The following is a 12,825-nucleotide window of genomic DNA, read 5'->3' as shown; positions in this document are numbered from 1 at the left end:
GGGGCAAGGTTGCCGCCCCACGCATGTCTCTGCCGGACTTGATGTCCGGCGGTGCCCTCAGGGCTGCAGCAGAAGGTCGTAGAAGTTGCGGATGACCTTGCAGGAGCCGAGGCGCTGCACGATCTCCTCCATGTCGCGAAGGTCGGCGTCCGATTGGTGATGGCCGGTCATCGCCTCTTCCCGCACCTTCGCCGTCAGCGCCTCGGGCTGGCCGAGCGACCAGCCGGCCTCAAGCTTTCCGGTCCAGGTGCCGGTCCACTGGATGTCGCCGACCCCGTTCGCCGCCGTCCACTTGTCGATGCAGGCGTCGGCCCAGCCATGCAGGTACCAGAAGAACGGATTGACGTGGCTGGAATAGGTGTCTCCCAGATAGTCATACTCGACCGAATCCCATTGGGGATCGATCGCGTTCACGTCCTCCAGGTTGGGTGACGGCATGTAGCCGAAAGGCTGGCTCGCCCACCGCATGTGGAAGCTGTTGTGGATCGTCATCTCGAGCAGGTTGCCCAGCGCACCCAGCGACAGCCTGCGGAGGTTGTTCGGGCTGGTGTAGAAGGTCTCCCAGATTCCGATCGGGTTGTCGGCATAGGCGTCCGACTTCAACCGCTGCAGCGAGGCGGTCATCTGTGCGTTGTCCGCCGCGGACTGGTTGGGATCGGCATATGCCCAGGCGGCCGGCACCGCGAAATCGGGGTTCTCCCCCGGCCTGGGCATGGCGGGCCAGGCGTCCAGCGACGGCTCGCCCTCCTGCGCGAGCAGGTCGTTGACCTCGCGGATCATCTGCCGGTGCATGTAGAGGAAATCCTCGCCGGCAAAATTGTCGAGGATGAGCTTGCCGTCGGCGCCGAACGGGGCGCGGTCATTGGGCGGCGCCCAGCCCTTGTTGCGGATGAGCTGCCTGACCTCCGCCGTCAGGAGCGGATTGTTCCAGGCACCCCGGACCGCATGCCAAAGAAAATGCCGAAGACGATGGCGACGAGAAGCCAGCATATCAACTATTGGCTTCGGTAGCTTGCGAATTGCCATATGCCCCTCCCTTGATTTGCGCCCCTGACATCCAGGTGGCGTTCAGATCTCGGGGCAAGCAGTCATGGGATCGAGCACGACCGATGGCTATCAGCGTTTCGGTATTTGCGCCCTGTGTATTCGCCTGAATATTCTAAGTTTTTGCGTTGCGCGCTACTGTGCAAGTTCTGCATCGCGCAACGGCGACGCCTGGCGCGCGCAAGGCGATAATCGTTCTCATGCCGCATTCCCCCGCACAGCTGATCTCGCCATATCTATGTTGCAACTTCAAGGGGAATCTTTGGATATGCAGCAACCAGAATTCTATTCTGCGTCTTTTTGGCCGGGCGCTGCCATTTTGTCGCCGGAACCTGGTGACTGCCCCCTCACCGGTTTGCTGCGCAAACCACCTCTCCCCCACTCCGTGGGGGCGAGGAATCCAAGCTGGAATGGCGTCGCCTACCTCACCTTCACCCATCTCTGCTCGGCAAACGACTGCGCCATCGCGTGCACGGTGCGTTCGATCTCAAGGCCCTCGTCGAAGTCGAAGACGCGAGCAGGCGCACCGGCGATGCGGGCGAGCAGTTCGCGGCATTCGATGGTCTTGAGGTCGTTGAAGCCGAGGCCATGGCCGGGCGCCGGGATGAACTTGCCGTAGGGCTCGTGCACGGGGGCCGCGAGGATGGTGCGGTAGCCTTGCTCGGTCGGCCGATCCGAGGTGACGTAGAGCTGGATCTCGTTGAAGCGCTCCTGGTCGAAGACGATCGATCCTTTCGAGCCGAAGATCTGGACCTGGATGCGGCCCTTGCGGCCCCAGGCGGAACGGTTGACCAGAAGCGTGCCCGAGACGCCGTTTTCGAGATGGATGAGGCTGGAGGCAATGTCGTAGGTCTCGACCGCGCGGCGGCCGCCGCCGGCGACCTGGCGGTCCGGATAGGGCTTTGCCATGTCGCACATGACGCTCTCGACCCGGCCGAAGAGTGCGGCGATCAGCGACAGCGGATGGACGGCGAAATCGTCGAGCGCGCCATAGCCCGACTTGGCCTCGTGCTTCCAGAAGAAGGGCGCATCCGGATCGGCCATGAAGTCCTCGTCCATCTCGACGCGGAGATGGTTGACCTCGCCGACGATCTTCTCGTCGAGCAGCTGGCGGATATGGCGGATGGCCGGGCTCTGGATGTAGTTGTAGCCGAGCACGGCGACCTTGCCCGACTTGCGGGCGGCGGCGGCCATGGCTTCGGCCTCGGCGAGCGTCGGCGCCATCGGCTTCTCGCACCACAGGTGCTTGCCGGCCTCGAGCACGGCGATCGCCATCTCCGGATGGAACTGGTTGGGCGTGGTCAGCGAGACGACGTCGACCTCGGGATCGGCGACGACGGAGCGCCAGTCGCCCGACGCCTTCTCGAAGCCGAGCTCGGAGGCGCGTTGGGAGGCAAGGTCGGCATTGGCCTCGGCCAGATGGACGAGCCTCACCTTGTCGACGTCGCCGAACACGGTGCGCACCGAATTCCACGCCAGCGCATGGCACTTGCCCATGAAGCCGGTCCCGATAAGTCCTACACCTGTCACTTCACGCTCTCCCGGTTTATAGACACTGTCGCATTCCGACAAAGCGGAATGGGGTTCGAATTTTCTTTGCCGGAGCATGATCCGGACCGAATACCGGTTCCCGCTTTTTAGGATCATGCTCTTGGCGGACTGAATAGTCGAATTTTGGCGAAAATGGAACATACGGTTCATTTTATTTGGACAGCCGGTCGCCCCGGCGCTATTGTGGACCAGGTGGAGGCGGAATGGACAGCATGGCGGACACGGCTTCGGAGGCATTGCCGCGCGATTTCGAGGCGCTGAGGGCGCTCATCCTGGACCGGCGCCAGAGCTTGCCCAAGCGCATCGCCCAGGTGGCGGCCTATGCGCTCGACAATCCCGACGAGATCGCCTTCGGCACTGCCGCCAGCATCGCGAACTCCGCCGGCGTGCAGCCCTCGACGCTGATCCGCTTCGCCCAGCATCTCGGCTATGACGGCTTCACCAGCCTGCAGCAGGTTTTCCGCGAACGGCTGAGGGAGCGGACGACGTCGTATGAAGAACGGCTGACGGTGGTGCGCGGCGAAGGCGACGACGACGCCAGCAACCGCCGCATCGTCGACGGTTTCCTGGCCGCCGCCAGCAAGTCGATCGACGTGATGTCGCGCAATCTCGACGACGAGACCTTGGGCCGCGCCATCGACCTGCTCAACGGCGCCGAGACCATCTACATCCTCGCCCGCCGCCGCTCCTATCCGGTCGCCAGCTACATCGCCTATGCGCTGGGCAAGCTCGGCGTGCGCAGCCAGCTGATCGAATCCGCCTCGGGCCTCAGCCCCGAGATCATCTCGTTTGCCACGCCGAAGGACGCCGTCATCGCCATCAGCTTCTCGCCCTATGCCTCGGCGACGGTGGAGGAGGCGCGCGTGCTCTCGGCCAACGGCGTGCCTGTCGTGGCGATCACCGACAGCGCGTTCTCGCCGCTGGCGCAGTTCGCCAAAGTGTGGTTCGAGGTCGCCGAGGCCGATTTCGGCGGCTTCCGTTCGCTCGCCGCGACCATGGCGCTGGCGATGGGGCTGACGGTCGGCGTGGCCGAGCTCAGGCGCGGCCGCAAGGGCAAGAAATCGGCCAATTCCAAGGGCTGAGGCGCCCGCGCACTGCACTCAGCGCATGGCAGCTGCCCGCAAACGGCATGCCACGCCGCGCATGGGGCGAAAAAGAGTTGACGCAGGGGCCATAGTGGCTCAATCCCAATTTAGCCATCTATCGTATGAGAGAGCCCATGCCTGCTTATCGTTCGCGCACCACCACCCACGGCCGCAACATGGCGGGCGCGCGTGGCCTATGGCGCGCCACCGGCATGAAGGACACGGATTTCGGCAAGCCGATCATCGCCGTGGTCAACTCCTTCACCCAGTTCGTGCCGGGACACGTCCACCTCAAGGATCTGGGCCAGCTCGTCGCCCGCGAGATCGAGGCGGCCGGCGGCGTGGCCAAGGAGTTCAACACCATCGCCGTCGACGACGGCATCGCCATGGGCCATGACGGCATGCTCTATTCGCTGCCGAGCCGCGAGATCATCGCCGACAGCGTCGAGTACATGGTCAACGCGCATTGCGCCGACGCCATGGTGTGCATCTCCAACTGCGACAAGATCACGCCCGGCATGCTGATGGCCGCGATGCGGCTCAACATCCCGGCGGTGTTCGTCTCCGGCGGCCCGATGGAGGCCGGCAAGGTTGTGCTCGCCGGCAAGAACGTGGCGCTCGACCTGGTCGACGCCATGGTGGCGGCTGCCGACGACAAGGTCTCCGACGAGGACGTCAAGGTCATCGAACGCTCGGCCTGCCCGACCTGCGGCTCGTGCTCGGGCATGTTCACCGCCAATTCGATGAACTGCCTGACCGAGGCGCTCGGCCTGTCGCTGCCCGGCAACGGCTCGACGCTGGCGACGCATGCCGACCGCAAGCGCCTTTTCGTCGAGGCGGGGCACCTGATCGTCGACCTCGCGCAGCGCTACTACGAGCAGAACGACGAGAGCGTGCTGCCGCGCTCCATCGCCTCGAAAGGCGCATTCGAGAACGCCATGGCGCTCGATATCGCCATGGGCGGCTCGACCAACACGGTGCTGCACATTTTGGCCGCCGCGCATGAAGGCGAGATCGACTTCGACCAGGACGACATCGACACCCTGTCGCGCAAGGTGCCGGTGCTGTGCAAGGTGGCGCCCGCCAAGCAGGACGTGCACATGGAAGACGTGCACCGCGCCGGCGGCATCTTCTCGATCCTCGGCCAGCTCGACAAGGCGGGCCTGCTCAACCGCGACCTGCCGACGGTGCACACAGCCAGCATCGGCGAGGCGATCGACCACTGGGACATCTCCAGGACCAAGAGCCAGGCGGTGCGCGACTTCTTCCTCGCCGCCCCCGGCGGGGTGCCGACCCAGGTAGCCTTCAGCCAGGACCGCCGCTGGGACGAACTCGACCTCGACCGCGAGAAGGGTGTCATCCGCTCGGCCGAGCATCCGTTCTCCAAGGACGGCGGCCTTGCCGTGCTCAAGGGCAACATCGCGCTGAACGGCTGCGTGGTGAAGACCGCGGGCGTGGACGAGTCGATCCTGAAATTCTCCGGCCCGGCCCGCGTGTTCGAGAGCCAGGACGCCTCGGTCAAGGCGATCCTTGCCAACGAGGTCAAGGCCGGCGACGTGGTGGTGATCCGCTACGAGGGCCCGAAGGGCGGCCCCGGCATGCAGGAAATGCTCTACCCGACCAGCTACCTCAAGTCGAAGGGCCTGGGCAAAGCCTGCGCGCTTCTGACCGACGGCCGCTTCTCGGGCGGCACTTCGGGCCTGTCGATCGGCCACGTCTCGCCGGAAGCGGCGAATGGCGGAGCCATCGGCCTGGTGCGCGAGGGCGACATCATCGACATCGATATTCCGAACCGCACCATCAGCCTGCGCGTCGACGAGGCCGAACTGGCCAGCCGCCGGGCCGAACAGGACGCCAAGGGCTGGAAGCCGGTCGAGCAGCGCAAGCGCAAGGTGACCAAGGCGCTGAAGGCCTACGCCGCCTTCGCCACCTCCGCCGATCGCGGTGCGGTGCGCGACCTCGGCGACTTCGAATAAGTCCGGCGGCGCACGCCGCGACGAAATGCGCACCTGAAACTTTGCCGCCCTGCCCGATCGTCCGATCCGGCGGGGCGGAACTTTTTTGGCAGCCCGAGAATTTCCTTCCCGCGGGCCCCTCCGAAACGAAATTCGCTGCCTTTGTTTGAGCCGGGCGCCGCCGATAAATGCGGCCAGACCGGCCGGACGTGCCGCGAGATCAACCGGGCGGCAGTGTCTGTCCGACCGAGATGGGGTAAGCTCGATGAAACTGCCGGATGAGGGAGGTGCTGCCATGAGCCGCTTGAACCCACCCTTCAGGTCTGCGCTCGATCTGATCGGCGACACGCCGATCGTGGAGCTCAGGCGCTTCGACACCGGTCCCTGCCGGCTGTTCATCAAGCTCGAAAGCCAGAACCCCGGCGGCTCGATCAAGGACCGCATCGCGCTGTCGATGATCGCGGCGGCCGAGCACGCGGGCAAGCTCAAGCACGGCGGCACCATCGTCGAGGCGACCGCCGGCAATACCGGGCTGGGCCTCGCCCAGGTCGGTATCCCCAAGGGCTACCGCATCATCCTGGTGGTGCCCGACAAGATGAGCCGCGAGAAGATCCAGCACCTTCGGGCGCTCGGCGCCGAGGTCCGGCTGACGCGCTCGGACGTCGGCAAGGGCCACCCCGAATATTACCAGGACATGGCCGAGCGGATTGCCACCGAGATCCCCGGCTCGTTCTACGTCAACCAGTTCGCCAACCCGGCGAACCCGCACGCGCATGAGACGACGACGGGCCCCGAGATCTGGAAGCAGCTCGAAGGCGACGTCGACGCCGTGGTGGTCGGTGTCGGCTCCGGCGGCACGCTGACCGGGCTCGGCCGCTTCTTCGCCAAGGTGTCGCCGAAGACCGAGATGGTGTTGGCCGATCCGGTCGGCTCGGTCCTGGCGCCGCTGGTCAAGACGGGCAAGATGGAGGAGGCCGGCAGCTGGACGGTGGAAGGCATCGGCGAGGATTTCGTGCCGCCGAACGCTGACCTCTCCTTCGTCAAGCGCGCCTATTCGGTCAACGACAAGGCGAGCATGCTGGCGGTGCGCGACCTGCTCGCCAAGGAAGGCATCCTGGCCGGTTCCTCGTCGGGTACGCTGCTTTCGGCGGCGCTGCGCTACTGCCGCGAGCAGAAGACGCCGAAGCGGGTGGTGACCTTCGTCTGCGACAGCGGCAACAAATATCTTTCCAAGGTGTTCGACGACTTCTGGCTGGCCGAGCAGGGGCTGGCCGAGAAGGAACAGCACGGCGACCTGAGCGACCTGGTGGCACGCTCGCACCGCGAGGGCGGCACGGTGTTCGTCGGGCCCGGCGACAGCCTGCTCACGGCCTATGGCCGGATGCGGCGCGGGGACGTGTCGCAGCTGCCGGTGCTCGACGAGGGCAAGCTCGTCGGCATCATCGACGAGGGCGACATCCTCGCCAAAGTGGAAGGCCCCTATGACGGGCGCTGGGACCGTTTCAACGCTCCGGTGGCCACCGCCATGACCAGGGAGCTGCACACGCTGCAGGCCAGCCAGACGCTCGACGCGCTGTTGCCGATCTTCGACCGCAACGAGGTGGCGATCATCTTCGACGGCGAGGAATTCATCGGGCTGATCACCCGGGTCGACCTCATCAACCATCTGAGAAGGGCAAGATGACGACGCAGAAGAACAGGCTGGCATTCTCGACGCGCACCATCCATGGCGGCCAGAGCCACGACCCGACCACGGGTGCGGTGATGGTGCCGATCTACGCCACCTCGACCTACGGCCAGCAGAGCCCGGGCGTGCACAAGGGCTTCGAATACGCCCGCAGCCAGAACCCGACGCGCTTCGCCTTCGAGCGCGCCATCGCCGACCTGGAGAGCGGCAGCGCGGGCTTCTCCTTCGCCTCGGGGCTGGCGGCGATCGGCACGGTGTTCGAACTGCTCGACGCCGGCGCCCACGTCGTCGCCACCGACGACATCTATGGCGGCACGTTCCGGCTGCTCGAACGGGTGCGCAAGCGCTCCGCCGGGCTTCAGGCGACGTTCGTCGACTTCACCGACCTTGGCGCCGTCGAGGCCGCGATCCGGCCGGAGACCAAGATGCTGTGGGTCGAGACGCCGACCAACCCGCTGCTGCGCGTCGTCGACCTCGAGGGCGTGGCGGCACTTGCCAGGCGCAAGGGCATCCTGTCGGTCGCCGACAACACCTTCTGTAGCCCCTATCTGCAGCGGCCGCTGGAACTCGGCATCGACATCGTCGTGCACTCGACGACCAAATACCTCAACGGCCATTCCGACATGGTGGGCGGCTGCGTGGTGGTGGGCGACGACAAGGACCTCGCCGCCCAGCTCAAGTTCCTGCAGAACGCCATCGGCGCGATCTCCGGGCCGTTCGACAGCTTTCTCGCCCTGCGCGGCATCAAGACCCTGGCGCTGCGCATGGAGCGGCATTCGGCCAACGGGCTGAAGATCGCGCGCTGGCTGGAGGGGCGCACCGACGTGCGGCGGGTGATCTATCCCGGCCTCGAAAGCCATCCGCAGTACGCCATCGCCAAGGCGCAGATGTTTGCCTTCGGCGGCATGATCACGGCCGTGCTCGACCGCGACCTTGCCGGGACAAAACGCTTCCTCGAACGGACGCATCTGTTCACGCTGGCCGAAAGCCTCGGCGGCGTCGAAAGCCTGATCGAGCATCCGGCACTGATGACGCACGGATCGATCCCGGCGGAAAAACGCAGCGAGATCGGGATTTCGGACTCGCTGGTCAGGCTGTCCGCCGGCATCGAGGACGGCGACGACCTGATCGCTGACCTGGAGCAAGCGCTGGCGGGGTGAGCGTTTGCAGAGCTCGAACGTCCCATACCCCCACCCCTAACCCCTCCCCACAAGGGGGAGGGGGACTCTCTGGCGACGCTGTCCCTCATTGATCGCCCTCAGCGAAATGAAGCGGGCCGGTCCCCTCCCCCTTGTGGGGAGGGGTTAGGGGTGGGGGTATCTTGCGACCCTCCATGCTGAGATCGCCCTGCCCTTCGATAACCTCAGCAGTGGTTGAGCGGCCGCGCCACGCTTCGCCCGCCAGCTTCACTCGCTCTCGAAGCCGACCAGAAACTTGCTGAGCAACGCATTCAGCACGGCCCTCTCATCAGGCGTCAGCATCTCGACGACGCGCGTCTGCGTCGCGACATGGTCGGTGACGGCCGCGTCGATGGTGGCGAAGCCCTTGTCGGTCAAGGAGACGATGAAGCTGCGGCGGTCGTCGGGGTTGAGCCGGCGCTCGACCAGACCGGCCTTCTCCAACTGGTCGACGCGGTTGGTCATGGTGCCCGAGGTGATCATCATCGTGGCGGAAAGGTCACCCGGCGACAGCGCATAGGGCGCGCCGGAGCGGCGCAGCGTCGCCAGCACGTCGAAGCTCGCATAGTTCAGCCCGTGCCGCGCGAAGGTCTTTTCCATCTCGCGCCCGAGATGCTGGGCGAGCCGCGAGATGCGGCCGATCAGCCCCATCGGCGCGACGTCGAGGTCGGGCCGTTCGCGGTTCCACTGGGCGAGAATGTCGTCGACGCGATCCATGCCGCAACCCTCTCCAAATAATATCTTGACGTCAAGAGAAATGGCATTATCTTGATATCAAGATATTTGACATGAAGAGAGTTTCGCCATGTCCCGCAACACCGACCTTCTCCTGACCGCCCTCGCCCCCGCCATCTGGGGCAGCACCTATCTGGTGACGACCGAGTTCCTGCCTGCCGGCTATCCGCTGACGGTGGCGATGCTGCGCGCCCTACCCGCGGGCCTGCTGCTGCTGGTCCTCGTCCGCAAGCTGCCGCAGGGCATCTGGTGGGCGCGGGTGCTCCTGCTCGGCGCGCTGAACTTCTCGGTGTTCTGGTGGCTGCTGTTCATCTCGGCCTACCGGCTGCCGGGCGGCGTGGCTGCGACCGTCGGGGCGATCCAGCCGCTGATCGTCATCCTGCTCTCCCGCGCCCTGCTCGGCACCACGATCAGGCCGCTTTCGATCGTCGCGGCGATTGCCGGCATGGGCGGCGTGGCATTGCTGATCCTGACGCCGAATGCGGCGCTCGACCCGATCGGCATCGCGGCGGGCCTCGGCGGCGCGGTTTCGATGGCGGCCGGCACCGTGCTCAGCCGCCGCTGGCAGCCGCCGGTTTCGCCACTGACCTTCACGGCCTGGCAGCTCACCGCCGGTGGACTGCTTTTGCTGCCGGTCGCGCTGCTGCAGGAGCCGGCGCTGCCCTCCCTGACAATGGCCAACGTGCTCGGCCTCGCCTGGCTCGGCCTGATCGGGGCAGCGCTCACCTACATCGTCTGGTTCCGCGGCATCGCCAGGCTGGAGCCTTCTGTCGTGTCGCCACTCGGCTTTCTCAGTCCGATGACGGCCGTCATCCTCGGCTGGTCGGTGCTCGGCCAGTCGCTGAGCGCGGCACAGATCCTCGGCATGGCCGTGGTGCTCGCCAGCGTCTGGCTCAGCCAGCGCGCCCAGCGGCAGGCCGTACCGGCCGCAGGACCCGCCCTGCCCGCCGGCTCCATCAGCCGGTCATGAAACCAGGATGCCGATCTCTTCCGCAGCGGCGACGAAAGCTCGCCGCGCAGCCTCGCGCGTACGGGTGCCCGCCAAAGCCGCCGAGACCACCTCGACCGCCTCGCGATAGAGCGGGCCGGCCCGCTTGGTATGCGGCCAGTCGACCAGCGCCTCATAGGCGCCCTTGACTGTGGTGACCTCGCGCCGGGTGCTTTCCGGCCCGATCAGGACCATGACGGAGTGGTCGAACAGCATGCGGTCCATGGCTGCCTCCAGGATGAACGCGACCCACAACGCGCGGAAATCGTTCAGGTTCCCAGCCCGATCCGAACGCGCCGCAGCAGCCCCCACGCGGCGCGCCGATGCTATCCCTGCCCCGCCAGCCAGGCAAGAATGGCGGTACTTTGTTGCCGATCGTCCATTGCCAGCGTAGCGTGGAGCAAGGCGATTTTGGGGGGACACGGCCATGGCTCGAGCACACCCGACCAAGCGTGGCGCAGCCGCCGCAGGCGCACACCTCCTTCGCATACTGGCGCTCGGCCTGCTGCTGCCCATGGCTGCCTGCCAGCCCGACGCAGAAGCGCCGCGCCAGCCTGTCATGGTCAGCGCCGTCGAAGTGCAGTTCTCCGACTATGCGCCGACGGCGACGCTGACTGGCGAGATCGCCGCGCGCACGCTGAACAAGCTGTCGTTCCAGGTGGGCGGCCGGATCGGCGAGCGCACGGCCGATGTCGGCCAGCGCGTCGAAAAGGGGCAGGTGCTGGCGCGGATCGACCCCCAAGAGCAGCAGTCGGACGTGCGCGCGGCGCAGGCCAGCCTGGACGCGGCCGACGCGCAGTTCCGGCAGGCGTCGGCCGCCTTCGAGCGACAGAAGACGCTTCTGGCCCAGGGCTTCACGACCCGGCGCGAATTCGACCTCGCCGAGCAATCGATGCGGGTTGCCCAGGGTGGCGTCGACCAGGCCCGGAGCCAGCTCGACAATGCCAGGGACCGGCTGACCTATACCGAGCTCAAGGCGAGTGCTGCCGGGTTGGTGACGGCGCGCATGGTCGAGGTCGGCCAGGTGGTGCAGGCGACGCAGACCGCGTTTACCATCGCCGAGGACGGCGACCGCGACGCCGTGTTCAACGTCGACGAGGCGATGATCGCCCGGACGCCGGTCGCGCCGGTGGTGAAGATCGCCCTCGTCTCCGACCCCGGCATCGAAGCCACCGGCGAGGTGCGCGAAGTGTCGCCGGCGGTCGATCCGACCTCCGGTTCGATCCGCGTCAAGGTGGCGGTCCCGGACACGCCAGCCGGCATGCCGCTCGGTGCCGCTGTCACCGGCACGATCACCGCCAAGGCGCAAGAGGCGATCGTCCTGCCGTGGCAGTCGCTGATGTCGGACGCCGGCAGGCCGGCGGTATGGACGGTCGACCCGGCCAGCCGGGCGGTGACCCTGGTTCCGGTGGAAGTGGCGGCCTTCGCCTCCGGCATAGCCGTGGTGACGAAGGGGCTGGAGCCCGGCCAACAGGTGGTCGCCCGGGGCGGGCAGTTGCTGAGCCCCGGCCAGGTGGTGGAGGTGGCACGATGAGGGTCGTTGCGACGTGCATCGGGCTGGCCGGCGCATTGGCGCTGGCGGCCTGCAGCGAGAGCACCAACGAACCGGCCGAAGAGATCGTCCGGCCGGTGCTGTCGCAGCTGGCCGAACCGCACGCCCACGGCGCGCAGGGCTTCGTCGGGACGATCCAGCCGGAATTCTCCGCCGAGCTGGCCTTTCGCGTGCTCGGACAGCTGGTGGCGCGCGACGTGGGCGTCGGCGACACCGTGAAGAAGGGCACGACGCTGGCCGCGATCGATCCCTTGTCGCTCGAGCTGGCGGCGCAATCGGCGCGCGCCGACCTCTCCTCCGCCGAGGCGCAATTCGCCAACGCCTCGGCCAGCGAGGAGCGCCAGCGGACGCTTCTGGCCGAAGCCAACACCTCGCAGGCGGTCTACGATTCGGCCAGGCAGGCGCTCGATTCCGCCGCAGCCAATGTCGAACGCGCCCGCGCGGCGCTGGCCAAGGCGCAGGAGCAGCTCGGCTATGCCCGGCTGTTCTCCGACTTCGACGGCGTGGTGACCGCCGTCGGCGCGGAAGTCGGCCAGACGGTATCGCCGGGGCAGATGGTGGTGACGGTGGCCCGCTCCGACAAGCGCGAGGCCGTGGTGGACATTCCCGACCAGATGGCGGCGGCGCTGAAGCAGGGCGAAGCCTTCGAGGTGTCGCTGCAATCGGTGCCGTCGCTGCGCACGGCCGCACGGATCCGCGAGATCGCGCCGCAGGCCGACGCCTCGACCCGCACGCGGCGCGTCCGGCTGGCGCTCAACGCTCCCCCGACCGCCTTCCATCTCGGATCGACGGTGACGGCGACGATGCTGGCGAAGGCCGACGAGAGCATCGACCTGCCGCTGTCGGCGCTGCTCGAAAGGGACGGCAAGAGCTACGTCTGGGTCGTCGATCCGGCGGCATCGACGGTCAGCCTGCAGGCGGTCGAGGTGCTGGCGAAAGATGCCGGCAAGTTCATCGCCGGCGGGATTTCGGAGGGGACGCGGGTGGTGACTGCGGGCGTCAACAGCCTGAGCGACGGCCAGAAGGTGCGGATACCGGAGGGGGCGTGAG

At 66.7% G+C, this 12,825-nt stretch carries 11 protein-coding genes; 7 read left to right on the top strand and 4 right to left on the bottom strand.

The features are described 5' to 3' along the window. Positions 1 to 57: 57 nt before the first annotated feature. Together PV773_RS22395 and PV773_RS22390 are read right to left on the bottom strand one after the other, a co-directional pair. Positions 58 to 990, bottom strand: a complete 933-nt coding sequence (locus PV773_RS22395; RefSeq protein WP_347968495.1) for a hypothetical protein — start codon at positions 988 to 990, stop codon at positions 58 to 60. A gap of 474 nt (positions 991 to 1,464) precedes the next feature. Beyond that, on the bottom strand, positions 1,465 to 2,574 hold the full coding sequence (locus tag PV773_RS22390) for a Gfo/Idh/MocA family oxidoreductase (protein ID WP_347968494.1): 1,110 nt from the start codon (positions 2,572 to 2,574) through the stop codon (positions 1,465 to 1,467). A gap of 224 nt (positions 2,575 to 2,798) precedes the next feature. On the opposite strand from PV773_RS22390, the gene PV773_RS22385 reads away from it, so the two are divergent. The 4 genes from PV773_RS22385 to PV773_RS22370 all read left to right on the top strand — a co-directional run bounded on the left by PV773_RS22385 (position 2,799) and on the right by PV773_RS22370 (position 8,482). Then, the gene (locus PV773_RS22385) at positions 2,799 to 3,677 is read left to right on the top strand and encodes a MurR/RpiR family transcriptional regulator (RefSeq protein ID WP_347968493.1); all 879 of its coding nucleotides are present in this window, start codon (positions 2,799 to 2,801) and stop codon (positions 3,675 to 3,677) included. A 137-nt stretch (positions 3,678 to 3,814) separates the two neighbouring features. Next, positions 3,815 to 5,656: a dihydroxy-acid dehydratase gene (ilvD, locus tag PV773_RS22380; protein ID WP_347968492.1), complete on the top strand. Its 1,842-nt coding sequence runs from the start codon at positions 3,815 to 3,817 to the stop codon at positions 5,654 to 5,656. 274 nt (positions 5,657 to 5,930) lie between these two features. After that, on the top strand, positions 5,931 to 7,319 hold the full coding sequence (locus PV773_RS22375; RefSeq protein WP_347968491.1) for a pyridoxal-phosphate dependent enzyme: 1,389 nt from the start codon (positions 5,931 to 5,933) through the stop codon (positions 7,317 to 7,319). Continuing rightward, positions 7,316 to 8,482, top strand: a complete 1,167-nt coding sequence (locus tag PV773_RS22370) for a PLP-dependent aspartate aminotransferase family protein (RefSeq protein WP_347968490.1) — start codon at positions 7,316 to 7,318, stop codon at positions 8,480 to 8,482. Before PV773_RS22375 ends, PV773_RS22370 begins: the two co-directional genes overlap by 4 nt. Before the next feature lie 246 nt (positions 8,483 to 8,728). On the opposite strand, the gene PV773_RS22365 is transcribed toward PV773_RS22370, so the two are convergent. Next, on the bottom strand, positions 8,729 to 9,217 hold the full coding sequence (locus PV773_RS22365; RefSeq protein ID WP_347968489.1) for a MarR family transcriptional regulator: 489 nt from the start codon (positions 9,215 to 9,217) through the stop codon (positions 8,729 to 8,731). Between the two features lie 88 nt (positions 9,218 to 9,305). On the opposite strand from PV773_RS22365, the gene PV773_RS22360 reads away from it, so the two are divergent. Continuing rightward, on the top strand, positions 9,306 to 10,205 hold the full coding sequence (locus PV773_RS22360) for an EamA family transporter (RefSeq protein WP_347968488.1): 900 nt from the start codon (positions 9,306 to 9,308) through the stop codon (positions 10,203 to 10,205). Here PV773_RS22360 and PV773_RS22355 read toward each other — a convergent pair. Beyond that, a complete protein-coding gene (locus PV773_RS22355) occupies positions 10,200 to 10,448 on the bottom strand; it encodes a DUF982 domain-containing protein (RefSeq protein WP_347968487.1) in 249 nt (82 codons plus the stop codon). The two genes, PV773_RS22360 and PV773_RS22355, sit on opposite strands and share 6 nt — an antisense overlap. Before the next feature lie 202 nt (positions 10,449 to 10,650). On the opposite strand from PV773_RS22355, the gene PV773_RS22350 reads away from it, so the two are divergent. Continuing rightward, complete coding sequence (locus tag PV773_RS22350) at positions 10,651 to 11,757, top strand: efflux RND transporter periplasmic adaptor subunit (RefSeq protein WP_347968486.1); 1,107 nt, start codon at positions 10,651 to 10,653, stop codon at positions 11,755 to 11,757. Further along, entirely contained in the window at positions 11,754 to 12,824 is a 1,071-nt protein-coding gene (locus PV773_RS22345) for an efflux RND transporter periplasmic adaptor subunit (protein WP_347968485.1), read from the top strand. Before PV773_RS22350 ends, PV773_RS22345 begins: the two co-directional genes overlap by 4 nt. The last annotated feature ends 1 nt before the right edge of the window (position 12,825 follow it).

Origin of the sequence: Mesorhizobium sp. CC13 (assembly GCF_039907765.1) — a bacterium.
Classification (GTDB): domain Bacteria; phylum Pseudomonadota; class Alphaproteobacteria; order Rhizobiales; family Rhizobiaceae; genus Aminobacter.
The sequence above is the reverse complement of the archived record's forward strand: the minus strand, read 5'-3'. Positions and strand labels throughout refer to the sequence as shown.